Here is a 19,358-nt window from a genome sequence, read left to right on the forward strand (position 1 = left end):
GGGGGGCCGGCTCGTTGCATGTCCGGGTCGAGCGCTTGGAGCTTCTCAGCCCTTGTGGCGCGGCTTCCGCGACCGCTCGCCGTCGTCCGAGCGCGGGGCGCGGGACTCGGCACGCCGCGAGGGCGGGCCGCCGTCGAGGCGGATCTCGATGAGCTTGCCGGAGATCCGGGTGCCCGAGAGCTTGTCCAGGGTGCCGGCGGGCAGGTCGCGCGGCAGCTCGACGAGCGTGAAGTCCGGGCGGATGTCGATGTGCCCGAAGTCCCCGCGCGAGAGGCCGCCCTCGTTGGCGAGCGCACCGACGACCTGGCGCGGCTCGACCTTGTGGCGCTTGCCGACCGCGATCCGGTACGACGCCATCTCGACGTCCGTGCGCCCGCGCGGGCGACGCTCGGGCTTCTTGCCGCCGCCGCGCTCGGGGCGCTGCTCGCGGGTGTCGAAGGAGCGCTGCGCCGGCTCGGGCTCGGCGTCGAGCACGAGCGGCTGGTTGCCGTGCATGACCGCGACCAGGGCGGCGGCGACGTCGGCCTCGGGCACGTCGTGCTCGTTGACGTAGTGGGCGACCACGTCGCGGAAGAAGTCGAGCTTCTCCCCCTGGAGCGCCTCGGTGATCGCGTCGTCGAAGCGCGAGAGGCGCGTCGAGTTGATGTCCTCGATCGAGGGGATCGACATCTGCGTCAGCGGCTGGCGCGTCGCCTTCTCGATGGCGCGCAGCAGGTGGCGCTCGCGAGGGGTCACGAAGGCGATCGAGTCGCCCTTGCGGCCGGCCCGGCCGGTGCGACCGATGCGGTGCACGTAGGACTCGGTGTCGGTCGGGATGTCGTAGTTGATGACGTGGCTGATCCGCTCGACGTCGAGACCGCGCGCGGCCACGTCGGTGGCGACCAGGATGTCGAGCTTGCCGGCCTTGAGCTGGTTGACCGTGCGCTCGCGCTGGACCTGCGGCACGTCGCCGTTGATGGCCATCGCGGAGAACCCTCGGGCCCGCAGCTTCTCGGCGAGCAGCTCGGTCTCGTTCTTGGTGCGGACGAAGACGATCATCGCCTCGAAGTTCTCGACCTCGAGGATGCGGGTCAGTGCGTCGACCTTCTGCGGGTAGGAGCAGATGAGGTAGCGCTGGGTGATGTTGGCCGCGGTGGTGGTCTTGTTCTTGACCGTGATCTCGACCGGGTCCGCGAGGTACTTCTTGGAGATCCGGCGGATCTGCGACGGCATGGTGGCCGAGAACAGCGCGACGTGCTTGTCCTCAGGGGTGTCGGCGAGGATCGTCTCGACGTCCTCGGCGAAGCCCATCTTGAGCATCTCGTCGGCCTCGTCGAGGACGAGGAAGCGCAGCTCGGAGAGGTCGAGGGTGCCCTTCTCCAGGTGGTCCATGATCCGGCCCGGCGTGCCGACGACGACGTGGACGCCGCGACGCAGGGCGGAGAGCTGGACGCCGTACCCCTGGCCGCCGTAGATCGGCAGGACGTGCACGCCCTTCATGTGCGCGGCGTACTTCTCGAAGGCCTCGGAGACCTGGAGCGCGAGCTCGCGGGTCGGCGCCAGGACGAGGGCCTGGGGGGTCTTCTGGGACAGGTCGAGACGCGACAGGATCGGCAGCGCGAAGGCCGCCGTCTTGCCGGTTCCGGTCTGGGCGAGGCCGACGACGTGACGCCCCTCGAGCAGCGGCGGGATGGTCTGCGCCTGGATCGCCGAGGGCGTCTCGTAGCCCACGTCCGACAGTGCCTTCAGCACTGCGGGCGAGAGGCCGAGATCGGCGAAGGACTGCTGCTCGTCGTCGGAAGGGGAGGGGGAAGTATCGTCAACCACCCGTCAACGGTAGTGGCTAGCGCAACGGGCGTGGGATTCGTCGTCGCGGCGACGTCCGTCACGTCGCCCTCCGGGGACCGCCGGCGTCCGATTATTCACGCGACGGAGCGGCCCTGCGCGGCCCATCATGAGTCGCATGACCAGCACCTCGCACACCGGCTCCGACGCCGCCCCGGGCCTCCCGGCCGGCCTCACCACCCGCCCGCTGACCCGCGACGACTCCGGCGCCGTGTTCGCGCTGATGGCCGCGCAGGAGCAGGAGGACATCGGYGCGGTCGAGATCGAGGAGGCCGACATCGTGGGCGACTGGGCCAAGCCCAGCCACGACCTCTCGTCCCGCTCCGTCGCCGTCCTCGACGGCGACCTGATGGTCGGGTACGCCGAGCTGATGGGCGCCGACCGCGCCGACACCGCCGTGCTCCCCTCGCACCGCGGGCGCGGCATCGGCACGTGGCTCGCCTGGTGGCTGCGCGACCTGGGCCGCCGCCTCGGGTCCCCGGTGGTCGGCATGCCGGTCCCCGAGGGCGGGCCGGGCGACCGGTTGCTGGCGGCGCTCGGCTACGAGGTGCGCTGGACCAGCTGGATCCTCCAGCTGCCCCCGGGCACCGAGATCGCCGAGCGCGACCTGCCCGAGGGGTACGCCGTACGCACGGCCGGCGAGGACGACCTGCGGGCCGCGCACGACGTCCTCGAGGACGCGTTCCTCGAGTGGTCCGAGCGCGACCGCGAGACGTTCGAGGACTTCCACGCCTCCCTCGTCGGTCGCCCCGGCTTCGAGCCGTGGAACCTGCGCGTCGTGGCCGACGACTCCGGCACGGTCGTCGGCGTCGCCCTGACCCACCTCTCCTACGAGGGGTCGGTCGCCTACGTCGGTCGGCTCGCCGTACGCCGTGACCAGCGCGGCCGCGGACTGGCCCAGGTCCTCCTGGTGGACGCCTTCGCGCTGGCCCGTGAGCACGGGGCGACGGTCTCCGAGCTGAGCACCGACTCCCGGACCGGCGCCCTCGGCCTCTACGAGAAGGTCGGGATGCGGTCCACCGCCACGTGGGTCAACCGCGCCACCCGGCTCGCCTGACGGACGGTGCGTGACAGCCGGGGCGTCCGGATGTCATGGTGACCCGGGTCACGACGACCACATAGCGGTCAAGGAACGGTCAAGAACCTCCCAAGTTCTTCAAGATTTCAACCAGATCGGATCAAAACGCGTTCCTTCTGCGCGTTTGGAACGATCAGTTCCATGTGAAGACCGGGGGAACGACCACCAGGACCACCGCGCGCCGCGGGGCCGGCACTGCCATCAGCCGTCTCGGCGGCCGGGGCACCGTACGACCCGTGGGACCGCTGGTCGCACTGCTGCCGGCCCACAACGAGGAGGCCTCGCTGGGCGCGGCGCTCGACTCGCTGCGCAGCCAGACCCGACCGCCCGACCGCATCGTGGTCGTCGCCGACAACTGCACCGACCGCACGGTCGAGATCGCCCGCGAGCACGGCGTCGAGGTCTACGAGACCGTCGACAACGCCCACAAGAAGGCGGGCGCCCTCAACCAGGTCCTCGAGTTGTTGATGCCCACGCTGGGCGACCACACGCAGGTGCTGGTCATGGACTCGGACTGCACGCTGGACCCCGAGTTCCTCGCCGTGGCGCGCGCCAACCTGCGCGAGGGCGGTCTCGGCGGCTGCGGGGGCACCTTCCGGGGCGGCCCCGGAGGCGGCCTGGTCGGCACGTTCCAGCGCAACGAGTACGCCCGCTACGAGCGGGACGTCCGGCGACTGCGCGGCAAGGCGCTGGTGCTCACCGGCACCGCGTCGGTCTTCCCGGTCAGCGTGCTGCGCGAGGTCGTCGCGGCCCGCCGCGACGGACGCCTGCCCGACCGGTCCGGTGCCGGGTCGGTCTACGACCTGCGCGTCCTGACGGAGGACAACGAGCTGTCCCTGGCGCTGCTGCACCTCGGCTACGACATCCTCGCGCCGGCGGCGTGCACCCTCGAGACCGAGGTGATGCCCACCTGGCGCGACCTCGCCGACCAGCGGCTGCGCTGGAAGCGCGGCGCGATCGAGAACCTCGTCGACTACGGCTGGACGCCGGTCACCCGCCGCTACTGGGGCCGCCAGGCGCTGAGCGTCCTCGGTGTCCTCGCCACGCTCCTCTACGTCGGCAGCCTGGTCGCCGCCGTCGGCGTCGGCTTCGAGATCCAGCCGTTCTGGCTAGCCCTGACGGGCGTCTTCGCCCTCGAGCGGATCGTGACCGTGCGGGCCCGCGGCGTGCGCCAGATGGTGCTGGCGGCTCCGGTCGTCATCGAGTTCGTCTTCGACATCTTCCTGCAGGCCGTCCAGGCCCGCGCATTCGCCCAGGCCTTCCTGGGCACCGAGAGAAAGTGGTGAAGTTATGTACAACAACGGTGCAGCAGGCGGGGGAACCCTCGCCGTCACCGGCATGGGCGCATCGATCTGGTTCGACGCCATGTGGATGTTCCTGGCCGGCTTCGCGATCCTCGCGGCCCTGATGGCCGTGGGCAGGATCATGCCCAAGCGGCACGGCTGATGGTCCGCCGACTGGTCGCCGTCGTCGTGCTCCTCGGACTCGTGGCCGGGGCCGTCGCCCTGCGCCTCGGGTACGACGACTGGCGTACCGACCGTACCCAGGTGGGGCTCCAGCAGGAGCTCACCCTGGGTACGGCGCCGCGACCGGTCGTCCGTCAGGACGCGCCGGTCCCGGTGGCCAGCCGATCGGCGTACAAGAAGCCCTTCGCGGAGCTCCGTGTCCCGCGGTTCGGCCAGGACTGGGAGTGGGCCGTCGTGGAGGGCAYGGACGCCCCGGCGCTCGAGCTCGGCCCCGGTCACTACCCGGGCACGCCGATGCCGGGCGAGGAGGGCAACGCGGCCATCGCGGCCCATCGCGCCGGCCACGGCGACCCGTTCATCGACTTCGACCTCCTCCGCCGGGGCGACCCCGTGGAGATCACCCAGGGCGACACGACGTGGGTCTACCGCATCGTGCGCGAGCCGTGGATCGTGGCGRCCGACGCCCACCACGTGCTCGACCCGCTCCCGGGTCGCAAGCTCACCCTCACGACCTGCTGGCCCAAGTACGGGTCGTCCAAGCGGCTGATCGCCGTCGCCGAGCTCGACGACGTCCTCGTCGACGGTCGCTCGACCCTGGCGGTCCGGCGCGCCGACGCGGGTGGCGCTGGGATCAGCGCAGCGCCCGTCGCATCGCCCTGAGCGAGCCGCGGGACGACTCGATGCGCCAGTCCCGCTCCTTGGCCTCGTTGAACCACACGACGGTGTCGATGCGGGGGAAGTCGCGCGCGCTCATCATGTCGGTGATCCACCGACCCTTGCTCCGCCGGCGGTCGCGGGGCGCACCGTCCTGGCGCCGCGGCTCCTTCGAGCCGACCTCGCAGATCCACACCGGGGCCGTGGGGTGCAGCCGGGTGAGCCGCTTGTACTGCTTCTCGAAGACGTCGGAGAACGAGCGCCAGCGGCCCCACACCGAGTCCTGGCCCCAGTTGAACCCGTCGAGGCCGAGCACGTCGACGTACCCGGCGCCGGGCCAGATGTCGGAGACCCTGGTGGTCTCGGCGTAGGTGTCGACGGTGGGGTTGAAGACCCACTTGATGTTGTCGACGCCGGCCGCGCGGAGGTGGTCGACGACGTGCCGCCAGGCGGCGACGAACTCGGCCGGCGTACCGCCGTGGGCCTTGGCCCCATCGCGGGTCGGCTGGAAGGACTGCCAGTCGCCGTTCATCTCCGGCCACGGCCGGACGTAGACGTCGTACGGGTAGGCGAGGGCGGCGGCGGCGATCTGGTCCAGGTAGGCGTCGTGGTCGCCGCGGCTCCAGTCCGCGAAGCGGGTCTCGCCCATGTCCCAGGACAGCAGCACGTCGCGGGTGCCGCCGCGGCTGTGGGCGAGCTCGGTGGCGGCGGGGAAGACGTCGCCGTAGCCCCAGTAGTACGACGCGACCGCGATGTCGGTGTGCAGCTCACGGCCCAGCGCGTCGAGGCGTGCGGGCTCGAGGGTCATCCCCGCCACCCAGGCGCCGAGGCGCACGTGGTGCTGGAGCGGGTCGCGCGCGCGGGCGGCGTTGGCGTCGGTCCAGGTGAAGACCGTGGACAGCACGACCAGCGCCAGCGCGACGACCACGACCACCCGGGTGCTCGCCCGGCGCGGAGCCCGGCGGTCGACGACGGGCGCGATGGAGTGAGGAGGGGACGTGATGGTGGGGGGCTCGGTGGCCCCAGCCGCTGCCAGCATGCGTGCTCCCGCTCGTGGTCCGTCGGGGTGATCCCTCGGGGTGGTCCGGAATGGTGCTCCGGCGTGATGGCGGCGACTATGTCAACGAACCGTCAACATGGTGACAGTTTTGCCATTTCTGGTCCCACGCCGTAACAACCGCTCCACGACCTCGTCTTCCCTCTAGCAAGGACGCACGTTCCRCTCCACAGTTGGCCCGACGGGTCAGGGTGTGACCCACAGCAAGAACTTCCGGGGGGAAGACACATGAAGCACCGCTCTGCCGTGGTCGTCGACGACGACCCGGCCACCAGGGACGCCATCAGCGAGGTGGTCGGCCGGGCCGGGTTCGAGGTCTCGACCGCATCCCGCGGCGGCACCGCCCTGGCGCACTTCGAGGACCTCCAGCCCGACCTGGTGATCCTCGAGATGTCGCTGCCCGACATCGACGGCCTCGAGGTCTGTCGGCGCATCCGGTCGGCCAGCGACTGCTACATCATGTTCGTCAGCGAGCGGCAGGACGAGATCGACCTCCTGCTGGGGCTCGAGGCCGGTGCCGACGACTTCATGGGCAAGCCGGTGTCCTCGCGCGAGCTGCAGGCCAGGATCGCCGCGATGTTCCGCCGCCCCCGCTCCTCCTCGGCCGCCCCGCGACCGCCGAGCGTCAACACGGACGGTCGCATCGAGGGCGGTGCCGGCCTGGTCCTCGACCGGCACGCCCGCGACGTGGAGGTCAACGGGACGCCGGTGGAGCTGACGCGCACCGAGTTCGACCTCCTCACCGCGCTGGCCACCCGGCCCGGCGTCGTGATGCGCCGCAACGACCTGCTCCGCGAGGTCTGGGAGACCGACCACGCGACCGACACCCACCTCGTCGACGTGCACGTCGCCAACGTGCGGCGCAAGCTGCGCGAGCACGGCGAGGCCCGCTGGATCCGGACCGTGCGCGGGGTCGGCTTCCGCTTCGACGCCGCCTGAGCCGCGTCACGCTCGTCAGCTGGCGGCGCACGACAGGGATCACGCCGATCCACCCGTCGTAGGCCGCCAGTTGCTCTCGCTCGCCCCGCCCAGCTGCCGGCGGCGGACCGCGCGGGATCCGGCGATCGCCGGCGAGGTGCCGCCACCGCGGCCGACCGGGCGCCGAAGGCCCGTCAACTGGCGGCGGGCGACAAGGGACCTGCTCGCGGCCTCACCAACTGGCGGCGGACGACAGGGATCACGCCGATCCACCCGTCGTACGCCGCCAGTTGCTCTCGCGGCCCCGCCCAGCTGACAGGAACAGCGCGCTCGGCGCCATCCAGCGCACGGAAGTGCCCGCTCGGCGCCATCCAGGTCAGCGAGCGCTCTCGCGCAGGGTCGACCCCCGCGCCCCGCGCACGGTGAGCGAGGCACTGACGAAGGCGGCGACGCCCAGGACGACCGCGGCGATGGCGGTCAGGGCCACGAGACGGAGAGGGGAGATCTCGGCGACGAGCTGGGGCGTGGAGAGGTCCTCCACGTAGCCGAGCGTGATGGTGCGCAGCACGACGTACTGGGCCAGGGAGCCCGCCAGGATGCCCGCGATCGCCGCGCCGCCCAGCACCACGAGGAACTCGCGGGCGACGGCGGACATGACGGCGCCCCGGGGTACGCCGACCACGCGCAGCGCCGCCGCGTCCCGGCGCCGGGACGGGAGCTGGACCGCCGTGGAGACGAAGAGGCCCGCCAGCGCCATGAGCAGCACGAGTGCCGCGACGACGGCGTACAGCCGCAGGGCGAGGGCGTAGGCGCTCTGGTCCAGGACCCGCTGCTCGGTGGCCAGCGTGGTCTCCACCGTCAGCCCGGACTCCTCGAGGGCGTCGCGGACCTCCGCCGGCGCCTCGTCGCGCATGAGCACGCGCGTCTGGAAGAGGTTGTCGTAGACCGGCCGGTCGGTGATGAACGAGGAGAAGTCGACCAGCAGGCCGGTCGGGCCGACGAAGGGCAGCCCCTCGGCGGTGCCCTGCGGCTCCACGCCGATCACGCCGGACCCGTCGAGGCCCTCGATCGCCTCGTCGGAGACGTCGACGCCCCGGACCGCGGGACGCTTGAGGGTGATGCCGCCCGACGTGAGGCKGGCCATCCCCACCCCGCCGTCCGTGTCGAGCTCCAGGTCGATAGTCCCGCCGTCGGCGTCCAGGCCGGCGATCGAGGTGGGTGCCTGCGAGTCGGGAGCCGCGACCCAGGCCGCGCCGTCGATGGCCCCGTCGACGGGGGCCCCGTCGACGGCGATCTCCACCACGCTGGCATGGCCGTCCATCTCCATCGTGGTGCCGGCCCCGCCGCCGAGGGTGATGCCCTCCAGCGGGCAGGCCGTCGCGCAGGTCCTGGGCAACCGCTCGGTGATCGTGTGCTCACCGCGCGGGAAGGGCCCCAGGTAGACGCGTTCGGGGGTGCCGCCGACCGAGCCCAGTCGCACCTCGACCGCGAGGGGGCGCGACGTGCGGGCCCGGTTGTCGATGGTGAGGGAGAGCCTGCGGCCGACGAGGGTCGGCACGACGCCCGGCGTCGCGATGCTGGCGGCGACCTCCTCCACGCTCTGTCCCGGCGTCCAGGTGGGCGGCCAGACCGCAATGGTGGCGAGCCGGTCGGCGTCGACGATGGAGAAGTTGGCCCCCGGGTTCTGCACCTCGGCGGCGGTCATCACCCACTCGCCGTCGGGGTCGATGCGCCGGGTCAGGTCGCGGGTGTCGCGCAGGGACAGCGGGGAGGCCCAGGTGACCTCGCCGGGCGAGGCGGTGGCGGCCACGCTGGCCCGCCACGTCGCGGCCGAGCCGTAGACGCCGGCACCGAAGACCGCCACCGCGATCGCGGCCGTCACCGGCAGGATCACCAGGGTGCCCTCCTGGCGGCGCGAGATGGCCCGTGCGGAGACGAAGCTGCCGAGCGAGCGGGTGTACTGGCGGCGCCTGGTCCACCACGTGGCCAGCCAGGCGGTGGCGCGGGTGGCGGCCAGCCCCGCGACGATGGCCAGCAGGACGGGCAGCACCAGGTCGGTGGCGTCCGGGTCGCCCTGGGTGCCCGAGGCCAGCTTGGAGAACAGCACGGCGAGGGCCAGCGCGACCAGCGCCAGCTGGGCCACGACCGACCAGCGGCGGGAGGCCTGCGGGCGACGTACGCCGGAGAGCTGGGACGCGAGCGTGTCGCGGACGACCAGGCCGACGGCCACGCAGGCGACACCGATCGCGGCCAGCAGGACCAGCCCCGCGGCCACCCAGCTCACCCACGGCACGGGCACCGGCAGGCCCTCCACCAGCCAGGCGCGCGTGAGGCCGTAGCCCATGCCCAGGCCCAGCGCGGCACCCACGGGGGTCGCGACCGCCAGCACCACGAGCGGCTCCGACAGGCCCAGCACCCAGAGCTTGCGCGAGGAGACCCCGCGCAGGGACGCCAGGGCCAGCTCGGGCACCCGGATCTCGCTGGCCGCCATCAGCAGGCGCATCAGGAGGGCCAGCGCGACGAGCACCAGCGACAGGACGGCGGGCGCGATGGACGCGCGGGCGGTGGCCTGCTGCTCGCGGACCTCGTCGCGCACGGCACCGAGGTTGTTGACGTCGGGGTCGCCGGTCAGGGTGCCACCCGCCACCTCGGTGGTCGCGTCGAGGCGGGCGGCCGTCGCCGAGGCGGCGTCGAGGTCGCTGCGGGTGAGGTCCGCGGGCACGGCGAGCGGGGTGTCGACGCGCACCGACCACTCGCCCGGGCCGAGCGAGGCCACGGTGTCGGACGTGGTGATGAGGGGCGACGGCTGGTACGGCTTGTAGCCCCCCGACAGGCTGGACTGCTCGTTGGTGCTGGTGAGCAGGGTCGGACGCTGCCAGACGTCGTCGGACTGCGGCGTGGTGTAGGTCCCCACCACCGTGACTTCGTCGAGCGGCGGGCGGGGGTACTGCCCCTCGATCTCCTGCGGCTCGAAGATCGGCAGCTCCAGCGGCTCGCCGACCACCGCACCGTTCTTCTCGGCGTCGGTGTTGAGCATCAGCACCTCGCCGGGCGCGCTGGGGCAGCGACCGGTCACCTCGAGGCCGTCGCAGACGTCCTCGCGCGCCCAGAAGGTGACGACGCCGCGCAGCGCGCTGTAGCGCTCGGACACCAGGGTGGTGACGGGCTCACCCCACGGGCCCTCGTCGAGGGCCTGCGACTCGGTGACCGCCAGGTCTCGCGCGGCCTGCGGGTCGAGCTGGGACTTCAGGTCCAGCACCCGGGTCAGCCCGGTCGCCGCGGCCGGGGCCTCGCGCAGCCGGGTCACGACGTAGGAGTTGGTGACGGCCTCGGAGAAGATCGGTCCGAGGACCGCCGACCCGATCGCCAGGGCGGTCAGCACGATCGAGCCGACGCTGAGCAGGGCCCGGGCTCGCAGCCCGCGCAGCACGGTGGCGAGGAGCTGCATCATCGGCGCTCCTCGTCACGCAGCAGGGAAGGTCGGGTGGTCGAGTCGCGTACGGCGCGCGCACGCCCGCCGACCACCAGCACGGCCACCGCGGCGAGGACCGCCGGGAGCGCGAGGGCAGGCACCCGGGCGCCGGTGTCCAGCGGCTGGGCCGCAGGCGTCGGCGTGATCAGCGGGAGCCCGCCCAGCAGGAGCTGCACAGCCACCCATCCGCCGACGGCGACGGCCACGACGACGAGCAGGGCCAGCGCAGCGAGCTCGGTGCGACCGGCCCGGCGGGCGGTGTCGACCCCGATGCCCATGACCCGCAGCGCCGCCACGTCGTGGCGGTAGCTGCGACGGTGCCGGGCGACCCCCGCGGCGAGCGCGAGGAGGGCGACCAGCACGCAGGCGCCGGCGGTCAGCACGTAGGCGCGCGCCTGGGCGGCACCCGCGGCCGTGCCGATGTCGTCGCGGAGGTCGTCGAGGGACTGGGGCTGCGACCCGGTGGCGGCGACCACCTGGTCCAGCATGGCGCCGGGGGTGTCGGCCGCCGCGACGATGCGGACCTCGGCGCTGGGCACGGTCGGTCCCGATGCGACGGAGGCGGCCGCGAGGTCGGCCAGCACGCCCACGCCGCCGACCAGCGGCAGGGCGGCGTACTCGCCGATGGGGTCGGCGGGGCGCTCGCCGCTGCCGAGGTCGAGCGGGGCCGGGTCGGGGGTGCCGGCGGAGATCACGCGGAGGGGCTCGGTGGCGGCGGTCAGCACCAGCCCGGTCGGTCCGTCGACGAGCGTGGACACCTCGAGCCCGTCGGGCCGGTTGGCGCTCACCCGCCGTAGGGGGTCGACGGTGCCCCGCAGGAACTGACGGTTCAGGTTGTTGCGGATGGAGCCCGCGTCGGGCTGCCAGGCGAGCGAGGCGAGGTCCAGGTCGCCGACCTCGATCCGCTCGAGGAGGACCGTCACCGGGGTGGTGTCGAAGGTGAAGACGCCGCTGCGCTTCCCGAAGAGCCGGCTCACCGACATCCCGGTGAGCTGGCAGCCGTCCGCACATCCGCGCAGGCGGACGCTGCGCGTCACCCGCGCCCCGGTGCGCTCCAGGGGGAGGTCGACGAGGACGGACCCACGCGCGTCGTCGTTGCCGACGTAGACGACCTCGAGGGTGACGCCGCGGCTGTCGCCGCTGCCCTTCAGCAGGGACGAGGCGGACACGGTCAACCGAGCGCCCCGCAGGGTCAGGTCGGGCAGGTCGGCGGCCAGGTCCGGCACGGCGCGGGCCGCATCCTCGACGGGGGTGCCGTCGTAGAAGTCGCCGACGACCGCCGCGAAGCGGCTGGCGTCGACGTAGGCCCGGCGCTCGGCGAGGCGGTCCAGGTTGGGCACCACGGCGGTGGCCATCAGGTGCTCGCCGCTCGGGTCGAGGTCGCGGGTCAGCGCCACGGCCTCCAGGGCCCCGCCGTCGACGGCGACCGAGGTGGGTCCGGCGCCGGCGATCCGGGACTCGGTGTCGGTCCAGCTGTCGACGGCCAGGGCGCCGGTCGTGGCCAGCGTGGCGACCACGGCGGCCGCGACCACGAGGCGCAGCGGGGTGACCAGGTCGTCGGCGCGGGCCAGCCGCCGGGTGGCCAGGAACGGCGCGATCCCCCGGTCGCCGGTGCCGACGGTCGACACGCGGGCACCGAGGCGCAGCAGCCAGATCGCAACCTGCCCCAGGGCGAGGCCGACCAGGGCCGGCCCCAGGAGGACGAGCACGTCCGGGTCGTCGGTGGCCGCGGTCCGCGAGCGGTACGCCGCGACGCCGGCGCCGACGATGACCAGCACGCTCAGGAAGACCACCACGGTGGTCGCGCGGCGGGGCCGCTGCCGCGTCGCGACCTGCACGGCCAGCGGCTCGCGGAGGGCCGCGGCCGAGGAGACGACGACGATCAGCAGGCCCGCGAGCGCGGTGCCGAGCGCGGTCAGGACGGCGGTCCGGTCGAGCGGGTCGGCCGCCTCGCCCAGCCACAGCGCGGTGGACGACACCGTCACCAGGCCGCCGAGCACCAGGCCGAGCAGGGTGCCGACGACGACGGCACCGAGGGGCTCGAGGAGCAGGAGGCGCCACAGCCGGGCGCCGTGGATGCCACGGAGCCGGGCCAGGCCGATCTCCTCGCGGCGGGCGGTCGCGAGCTCGGCCCCGATGCTGGGCACGGCGACGGCCCCGAGCAGCAGCAGGGGTGCGGCGAGCAGCCGGGACGTGCCGGCGGCGGCCGCGAAGCCGAGCACGCCCACGGCGCCCCCGACGACGACGGCCGTCATCGCCACCAGGGTGGCCAGGGCTCCGCGACGGCTCCAGGCCCCGCGCAGGAAGCGGGTCATGGCCGCACCACCGGTCCGGTCACACCAGCTGGCCCTCGTCGAGCGCGAAGTGCACGTCGCAGGCCTCGACGACGGCGGGGTCGTGCGTGGCGACGACGACGACAGCACCCCGCGCCGCCTCCTCGCGCAGCTCGGCCAGGACCACGCCGCGGTTGCCCTCGTCGAGCTCGGAGGTCGGCTCGTCCGCGAGCAGCACCCCGGAGGCGACCACGAAGCCACGGGCGCAGGCGACGCGCTGCATCTGCCCGCCCGAGAGCTCCTCGACCTGTCGCTCGCCGAGGTCGGCGATCCCGAACCGGGCCAGGGCCGCCTCGGCGTGCTCGTCGGCGTCGACGGGGGCCACGCCGCGGGCACGCAGCGCGATCGAGACGTTCTCGCGGGCCGACAGGATCGGCACGAGGCCGTAGACCTGCAGGACGAAGGCGACCTCCGGGCGCGGGTCGCCGGTGCCCGTCCAGGTGGAGGTGCCGGCGTACGCCGCCGTCCCCGAGGTGGGCGCCAGGAGGCCGCCCGCGATGGACAGCAGGGTGGTCTTGCCCGAGCCGCTCGGTCCCGACAGGGCCGTCACCTGCCCGGCCGGGAAGGTCAGCGAGACGTCGTCGAGCAGGGTGCGCCCCGCCACGTAGGTCACGTTCTCGAGGGTCAGGTCGTTCACGCGGGGCCTCCCTCTGCGCTGGAGCGGGTGACGACCAGGCGACCGGACTCGTCCTCCTCGAAGCGGACCAGCGTGCCGGGGGGCCACTCCGCGGCCACGTGGGCCGGCAGGTGCAGCACGCCGTCCTCGCCGACGACGGCGTACTCGGAGCCCTCGCGACCCTCGGCGCCGACGCGGCCGCCCTTCATGGTCACCGTGCGCGGGAAGGTCGCGGCCACCTCGGGCTGGTGGGTGACGACGACGATGGTGGTGCCGAAGTCGTCGCCGAGGGAGTGGATGAGGTGCAGGACGTGGTCGCGGTCCTCGTGGCTGAGCTGGCTGGTCGGCTCGTCGGCGAGCAGCAGTCGCGGCGACGTGGCCACCGAGCAGGCGAGGGCGAGGCGCTGGCGCTGGCCGCCGGACATGGTCGAGACGACCTGGTCGGCCTGCTGCTCGAGACCGACCCGGCCGAGCAGCTCGCCGTCGAGCATGGCGTCGCGCCGTTCGGCGTTGCTGAGGGACAGCCGGGCGAAGGCGATGTTCTGCCGGGCGGTGGCGTAGGGCAGCAGGTTGCGGGTGGCGCCCTGCAGCATCGTGCTGACGCTGCGCGAGCGGATCCGCGCGAGGTAGCGCTCACCCATCCGCGAGATCTCCTCGTCGCCCAGGAAGATCCGTCCTGCGCTGGGCTTCTGGATGCCGCCGAGGAGGGTCAGCAGCGTCGACTTGCCCGAGCCACTGGGGCCGAGGAAGGCGACGCGCTCCCCCGGGGCGATGGCCAGGTCGACGCCGCGCAGGGCGACGACGTCGTGGCCGCCGAAGGTGCGGTAGAGGTGAACCACTCCCTCGCACCGGACACCGAGCCCGCCGACAGGGGGTACGACGCCGGCCGTCGGCGTCGCGACCGCATGGTCCTGCACCCGAAGTCCCCGTCTTCCTGCTCGTCCGGCACTCGTCTGACACCTGGTCGATCAACGACCGAGGTGAACATACAGTCCGGTCGGCGACGTACAGTGCAGCCATGGTGATCCGAGTTGCGCTCGTCAACGACGACGAGGTCGTCGTCCGTGGCCTCGACGCAATGCTCCGCAACTACGGCGACCGCATCGAGATCGTCGAGCTCGCCGCCCAGAAGAACATCATCCACGAGGTCGACATCGCGCTGTACGACACGTTCGGGATGGGGCAGGGCAACGGGCCCGGCCTCGCGCGCCTGCTCAACAACCCGCGCGTCGGCAAGGTCGTCGTCTACACGTGGAACTTCCAGCCCTGGCTGGCCCGCGAGACCATGGAGCAGGGCGTGTCGGGCTACCTCTCCAAGAGCCTGACCGCCTCCCAGCTGGTCGAGGCCCTCCAGGCCGTCGCCTCGGGTCGCGTCATCGTCTCCCCGGCCCCCAAGGGCAACCGCCTCGTCGGTGGGGACTGGCCCGGGCGCGAGGAGGGGCTCACCGCCCGCGAGGCCGAGGTCCTGTCCCTCATCACGATGGGACTGAGCAACCTCGAGATCGCCGAGCGCACGTCGCTGTCGGTCAACTCGATCAAGTCCTACATCCGGTCCTGCTACCGCAAGATCGACGTCGACAGCCGCTCCAAGGCCGTCCTGTGGGGCGTCGCCCACGGCCTGCGTGCCGACCGCGTCCGCCTGGCCAGCCAGCAGGACACCGCCGGCGAGCGCACCGCCTGACGCGACTCCGTCGGTCCGTACGTCGACCGGCGTGGCCTCGGCGAATCCGCCCGCCCGGTGCGGTCGCCGTACGATCCTCCGGTGACTGAGCAGCCCGGGACCGACACCGAGACCGGCATCGACCCGGACGACCTGGCGACCACGCTCCGCGTGCTCCAGCAGGTCCACCACCTGCCCGGCGACCACCCGGACCACGTGCGGGTCAAGCGGGCGGCGTCGGGGATGTACAAGTCGATCAAGGCCGAGCGCAAGCTGCGCAAGCGGGCCGAGGAGCTGGCCCACGACCGGGCCGTCACCGAGCTCACCGCGACCGGCTCACCGGTCCGCATCGACGACGAGACGTCGGGCATCCCCCTGGTCTCCATCGCGCCGGGCGCCTTCGCCGGCGAGCTCATCAACCCGCGCGGCTGCTACATCTGCAAGCAGGACTTCACCCTGGTCGACGCGTTCTACCACTGGCTGTGCCCCTCGTGCGCGGCGCTGAGCCACTCCAAGCGCGACCAGCGCACCGACCTGACCGGCAAGCGCGCGCTGCTCACCGGTGGCCGCGCCAAGATCGGCATGTACATCGCCCTGCGGCTGCTCCGCGACGGCGCCCACACCACGATCACCACGCGCTTCCCCAAGGACGCCGTCCGCCGCTTCTCCTCCCTGCCCGACAGCGAGGACTGGATCCACCGCCTCAAGGTGGTCGGCATCGACCTGCGCGACCCCACCCAGGTCGTCTCGCTGGCCGACGACGTCGCCGCCTGCGGTCCTCTCGACATCCTCATCAACAACGCGTGCCAGACCGTGCGACGTACGCCGGGCTCCTATGCCCCGCTGGTGGAGGCCGAGCACGCTCCGCTCCCCGACGGCCGGGTGCTGCCGGAGATGGTCGCCTTCGACCGGATCAGCGAGGCCCACCCGGCGGTCATCGCGGGCGCGCTCTCGGACACCGCGGTCGCCCACCACGAGGGCGAGTCGCAGGCCTCGGCCCTGGCCGCCCACAACGCCGCCACCCTGACCGCGCTCTCACTGTCGGCCGGCCACGCCTCGCTCGACGCCCACCTCGCCGGGACCGCCGTCGACGCCGGCGGCCTGCTGCCCGACGTCCAGGACAACAACTCGTGGACCCAGACCGTCGGGGAGGTCGACCCGCTGGAGCTGCTCGAGGTGCAGCTGTGCAACTCGATCGCGCCGTTCCTGCTGGTCTCGCGCCTGCGCCCCGCACTGTCGGCCGCCGCCTCCGCCGCGACGTCGCAGCGGGCGTACGTCGTCAACGTCTCGGCGATGGAGGGGCAGTTCTCCCGCCGCTACAAGGGGGCGGGGCATCCGCACACCAACATGGCCAAGGCGGCGCTCAACATGCTGACGCGCACCTCGGCGGGCGAGATGTTCGAGACCGACCGGATCCTGATGACCGCGGTCGACACCGGCTGGATCACCGACGAGCGGCCCCACCACGACAAGCTGCGGATCGCCGCCGAGGGTTGGCACGCCCCCCTCGACCTGGTCGACGGCGCGGCGCGGGTCTACGACCCGGTCGTGCTGGGCGAGGCCGGCGAGGACCTCTACGGCTGCTTCGTGAAGGACTACCGGCCTTCGCCCTGGTGACCTGCGGGGCTGGTCGACCGGCCGCGGTGAACCGGCACGGACCGCTCTACCTGCGTCGGTGGAAGATGATGTCGCCGTTGGCGAGGCGGTCGGTGCGGTAGCCGGTGTCGTGCGCCCTGTGGTGATGGTGGTTGCAGAGGAGCACGCCGTTGTCGAGGTCGGTCCTGCCCCCGGTCGACCACGGGTCGAGGTGGTGGGCGTCGCACCATGTCCCCGGGACCTCACAGCCCTCTGCCCTGCAGGTCTTGTCGCGGATCAGGAGTGCTTTGCGTTGGCCGGGCGAGAACAGCCGGCGCGCGCGCCCGAGGTCGAGGGGGATGCTGTCGCCGCCGAGGACGGCGGGGACGATCTGTGCGGTGCAGGCGAGGCGTCGGACCTGGGCGACGGTGATGAGGTCGCCGGTCAGCTCGTCGCCCGGCACCAGGCCGGAGCCAAGCAGGTCGGCCGCACCGAGCTCTGCCCGCAGGGAGGCGAGCGGGATGGTGACGACGACCGTGGTGGCGTCGCCACCGTGAATCGGCAGCCGCCGACGGTCGGCAGCTTCGAGGAACTGGATGAAGGCCWGCCCCATCCGCTTGGGGTAGGGGAGCCTCGTGAACGGGTCACTGGACGTCTCGTCCTGGTGCCTGTCGGTAGCGGCACGGGGGTTGCTGTAGGCCTCGAGGTAGGTCGCCAGCCGGGTGGCGGCGGCGTCCGGCACCCGCCCGGAGACACGAGTCGTGCCATCACCGAGGCGACGCATCGTCAGCCGGGTCTTGTCGGCGGCACTGTCCTCGAGCTCGGCCAAACGTCGCGCCTCCGCCTCCTCGGCGATCTCAGGTGCCACGACCTCGAGGATGTGTCGACCGAGTCGGCCGAGCTCCTTGGGCCCGAAGTGTGCGGCCTGCGCGACGAGGTGTGCCTCGGCGTGAGCGACAGTGTCAGCGTCGATGCGCGACGGGAGCGCGCAGAGGACGCGGTGGATGGTGTGCGCCTGCGCCAGGGTCGCGCCACCCTCCCGCATCGCAGCGGCCAGGACCGGGTGCTCGCCGTCCAACGCGCGCGACAGGGCCAGGTCGGCACGGGCATCGGCGAATCGGGTGCGGGTGACCTTCGCCAGCCATCCGGCTGCATCCTTCGTCGCGGTCGCCACGGCGAGGTCGCCGGAATCGGCCAGGATCCGCAGGCGCAGCTCGGCCAGCTGTCCCTCGGCCCGGACCAGCTCGCTCAGCGCGGCGGCCTTGTCATCGGTGGTCATGAAGGTGGGGTTGGCGTCACCCACGCTCTTCAACGTCGAACGGACCGAGTCCACCGCAGCCACGATCGGATGAATCATGCTGGACCTCCCCTCGACGACGGCTCATCACGTGCGTACGTGACTCACAACGGTCGTCGCTCCTGGAGGCCCGGTCTCCGGACTATTACTCACCCTCGCAACTCGCCCCACCAGCTCGGCAGCTCGACTACCCGGTGACTTCATGGAACGTAGTCCGTACCTTACCGGCGACGGACGGTATTCGTAAGTGTGTTCGAACGACAACAATTGGGTAAACGCGTTCGGAGGCCGGCCTTCTCGTCTGCGGTGCGTTGCACTGACAATGCACTATGGTGCACTTGTGGACATCAATGCCAGTGATCTCTCGGCCGCCATCGGCGCAAAGGTTCGTTCTGAGCGCCAGGCACGCGAATGGACGCTCGCCCAGCTTGCCGAGAAGTCCGGGGTGAGTCGCCGCATGCTCATCAACGTCGAGCAGGGCACCGCAAACCCGAGCGTCACCACGCTGCTGCGCCTCAGCGACGCCCTCGGCATCGGCCTGCAGGCCCTCGTCGCGGTGCCTCAGACGAAGCCCGTCAAGGTCATCCGAGCCGGTGAGGCACCCGCGTTGTGGACCGGCGAGGGCGGGGGCCGCGGCGTGCTGCTGGCCGGAACCACACCCCCCGACATCCTCGAGTTGTGGGACTGGAGGCTCGCTCCCGGAGACCGTCACGACAGCGAAGCCCACGTGCGCGGCACCAAGGAAATCCTGCAAGTCCGCGAAGGCGTTGTCACCGTCACCGTCGGCGAGCACAGCGAAGTCCTGAACGTCGACGACGCCATCTCGTTCACCAGCGACGTCCCGCACTCCTACGCCAACGACAGCACGGAACAGGCCAGGTTCTCCCTGACCGTGTTCGAGCCCGGCGTCGGCGCCGGCACGAAGACCGAGGCCAGCCATGACTGACCTTCGTACCGGTGACGAGCTTGCAGAGCTCCTGGCCGGTGTCAGCATCGACGATGCGGTCGCCGTCCTACGCCCCGACTACCGCGCCCTGCTCATCGCCGTCGACGGCCTCGCACCCGACGCAGGTGCAGGCGCAAGCGAGGTGCTCCTTGCACGCGCCGAGGACGTGGCCCGCGAGCTCCTGGCCGACGCACCCGTGGAGGAGCTGTCGCACGTGGCGGCATGGCGTGAGGCCTACCGCGCGTTCGGCGCCAAGCCCCAGCGCACCCGCAACAGCCTCGAAGCGCTCACTCGACGCGCTGGGGCAGGCCTGCCGCGGGTCAATGCCCTCACCGACATCTACAACGCCGTCAGCGTCATCCACCAGGTCCCCCTCGGCGGTGAGGACCTCACCGCGTACGTGGGCCCGCCCCGACTCGTCCGCGCCACCGGCGCCGAGCCGTTCGACACCGTCACCGACGG

The 19,358-nt window shown here is 72.4% G+C and carries 16 protein-coding genes; 9 read left to right on the forward strand and 7 right to left on the reverse strand.

The window, feature by feature from the left end; all coding sequences use genetic code 11:
- Positions 1-45 precede the first annotated feature (45 nt).
- On the reverse strand, positions 46-1,806 hold the full coding sequence (locus AC1DQF_RS17285; RefSeq protein WP_477526460.1) for a DEAD/DEAH box helicase: 1,761 nt from the start codon (positions 1,804-1,806) through the stop codon (positions 46-48).
- A 136-nt stretch (positions 1,807-1,942) separates the two neighbouring features.
- Between AC1DQF_RS17285 and AC1DQF_RS17290 the strand changes: the two genes are divergently transcribed.
- The 4 genes from AC1DQF_RS17290 (at position 1,943) to AC1DQF_RS17305 (ending at position 5,028) form a co-directional block, all read left to right on the forward strand.
- Positions 1,943-2,881, forward strand: coding sequence for a GNAT family N-acetyltransferase (locus AC1DQF_RS17290; RefSeq protein WP_477526461.1), 939 nt, complete (start codon positions 1,943-1,945; stop codon positions 2,879-2,881).
- Between the two features lie 257 nt (positions 2,882-3,138).
- Positions 3,139-4,188, forward strand: a complete 1,050-nt coding sequence (locus AC1DQF_RS17295) for a glycosyltransferase family 2 protein (RefSeq protein ID WP_477526462.1) — start codon at positions 3,139-3,141, stop codon at positions 4,186-4,188.
- Between the two features lie 4 nt (positions 4,189-4,192).
- A complete protein-coding gene (locus tag AC1DQF_RS17300) occupies positions 4,193-4,348 on the forward strand; it encodes a hypothetical protein (RefSeq protein WP_477526463.1) in 156 nt (51 codons plus the stop codon).
- A complete protein-coding gene (locus tag AC1DQF_RS17305; RefSeq protein WP_477526464.1) occupies positions 4,348-5,028 on the forward strand; it encodes a sortase in 681 nt (226 codons plus the stop codon). The genes AC1DQF_RS17300 and AC1DQF_RS17305 overlap by 1 nt, the downstream gene beginning before the upstream one ends.
- Here the strand turns inward: AC1DQF_RS17305 and AC1DQF_RS17310 are convergent.
- The gene (locus AC1DQF_RS17310; RefSeq protein ID WP_477526465.1) at positions 5,000-6,061 is read right to left on the reverse strand and encodes a glycoside hydrolase family 26 protein; all 1,062 of its coding nucleotides are present in this window, start codon (positions 6,059-6,061) and stop codon (positions 5,000-5,002) included. The two genes, AC1DQF_RS17305 and AC1DQF_RS17310, sit on opposite strands and share 29 nt — an antisense overlap.
- A 246-nt stretch (positions 6,062-6,307) precedes the next feature.
- Here AC1DQF_RS17310 and AC1DQF_RS17315 point away from each other — a divergent pair, with 246 nt between their 5' ends.
- The gene (locus AC1DQF_RS17315) at positions 6,308-7,018 is read left to right on the forward strand and encodes a response regulator transcription factor (RefSeq protein ID WP_477526466.1); all 711 of its coding nucleotides are present in this window, start codon (positions 6,308-6,310) and stop codon (positions 7,016-7,018) included.
- A gap of 355 nt (positions 7,019-7,373) precedes the next feature.
- On the opposite strand, the gene AC1DQF_RS17320 is transcribed toward AC1DQF_RS17315, so the two are convergent.
- Genes AC1DQF_RS17320 through AC1DQF_RS17335 form a run of 4 tightly spaced genes read right to left on the reverse strand, consistent with a single transcriptional unit; the run spans position 7,374 to position 14,257 of the window.
- On the reverse strand, positions 7,374-10,448 hold the full coding sequence (locus AC1DQF_RS17320; protein ID WP_477526467.1) for an ABC transporter permease: 3,075 nt from the start codon (positions 10,446-10,448) through the stop codon (positions 7,374-7,376).
- Entirely contained in the window at positions 10,445-12,784 is a 2,340-nt protein-coding gene (locus AC1DQF_RS17325) for an FtsX-like permease family protein (RefSeq protein ID WP_477526468.1), read from the reverse strand. Before AC1DQF_RS17325 ends, AC1DQF_RS17320 begins: the two co-directional genes overlap by 4 nt.
- A gap of 19 nt (positions 12,785-12,803) precedes the next feature.
- Positions 12,804-13,439: an ABC transporter ATP-binding protein gene (locus AC1DQF_RS17330; RefSeq protein ID WP_477526469.1), complete on the reverse strand. Its 636-nt coding sequence runs from the start codon at positions 13,437-13,439 to the stop codon at positions 12,804-12,806.
- Positions 13,436-14,257 carry an ABC transporter ATP-binding protein gene (locus AC1DQF_RS17335; RefSeq protein ID WP_477526470.1) on the reverse strand — a complete coding sequence of 274 codons (822 nt, stop codon included), beginning with the start codon at positions 14,255-14,257 and terminating at the stop codon, positions 13,436-13,438. Before AC1DQF_RS17335 ends, AC1DQF_RS17330 begins: the two co-directional genes overlap by 4 nt.
- Positions 14,258-14,436: 179 nt before the next feature.
- Here AC1DQF_RS17335 and AC1DQF_RS17340 point away from each other — a divergent pair, with 179 nt between their 5' ends.
- Positions 14,437-15,099, forward strand: coding sequence for a response regulator transcription factor (locus AC1DQF_RS17340; protein WP_477526471.1), 663 nt, complete (start codon positions 14,437-14,439; stop codon positions 15,097-15,099).
- 81 nt (positions 15,100-15,180) lie between these two features.
- Positions 15,181-16,695, forward strand: a complete 1,515-nt coding sequence (locus AC1DQF_RS17345; RefSeq protein WP_477526472.1) for an SDR family NAD(P)-dependent oxidoreductase — start codon at positions 15,181-15,183, stop codon at positions 16,693-16,695.
- Positions 16,696-16,741: 46 nt separating this feature from the next.
- Here AC1DQF_RS17345 and AC1DQF_RS17350 read toward each other — a convergent pair whose 3' ends face one another.
- Positions 16,742-18,010: an HNH endonuclease signature motif containing protein gene (locus AC1DQF_RS17350; RefSeq protein ID WP_477526473.1), complete on the reverse strand. Its 1,269-nt coding sequence runs from the start codon at positions 18,008-18,010 to the stop codon at positions 16,742-16,744.
- Positions 18,011-18,290: 280 nt separating this feature from the next.
- Here AC1DQF_RS17350 and AC1DQF_RS17355 point away from each other — a divergent pair, with 280 nt between their 5' ends.
- A complete protein-coding gene (locus AC1DQF_RS17355; RefSeq protein WP_477526474.1) occupies positions 18,291-18,896 on the forward strand; it encodes a helix-turn-helix domain-containing protein in 606 nt (201 codons plus the stop codon).
- The coding region (locus tag AC1DQF_RS17360) for a B3/B4 domain-containing protein (protein ID WP_477526475.1) at positions 18,889-19,358 on the forward strand (470 nt) is incomplete at its 3' end. The genes AC1DQF_RS17355 and AC1DQF_RS17360, both read left to right, overlap by 8 nt.

The sequence above is a fragment of the Nocardioides sp. P4_G4 genome, assembly GCF_056401085.1.

Bases quoted from the DNA above. Each gene is read 5' to 3' on its own strand.
- AC1DQF_RS17315 (WP_477526466.1), top strand. From the start codon at position 6,308: ATGAAGCACCGCTCTGCCGTGGTCGTCGACGACGACCCGGCCACCAGG.
- AC1DQF_RS17325 (WP_477526468.1), bottom strand. From the start codon at position 12,784: ATGACCCGCTTCCTGCGCGGGGCCTGGAGCCGTCGCGGAGCCCTGGCC.
- AC1DQF_RS17310 (WP_477526465.1), bottom strand. From the start codon at position 6,061: ATGCTGGCAGCGGCTGGGGCCACCGAGCCCCCCACCATCACGTCCCCT.
- AC1DQF_RS17340 (WP_477526471.1), top strand. From the start codon at position 14,437: ATGGTGATCCGAGTTGCGCTCGTCAACGACGACGAGGTCGTCGTCCGT.
- AC1DQF_RS17300 (WP_477526463.1), top strand. From the start codon at position 4,193: ATGTACAACAACGGTGCAGCAGGCGGGGGAACCCTCGCCGTCACCGGC.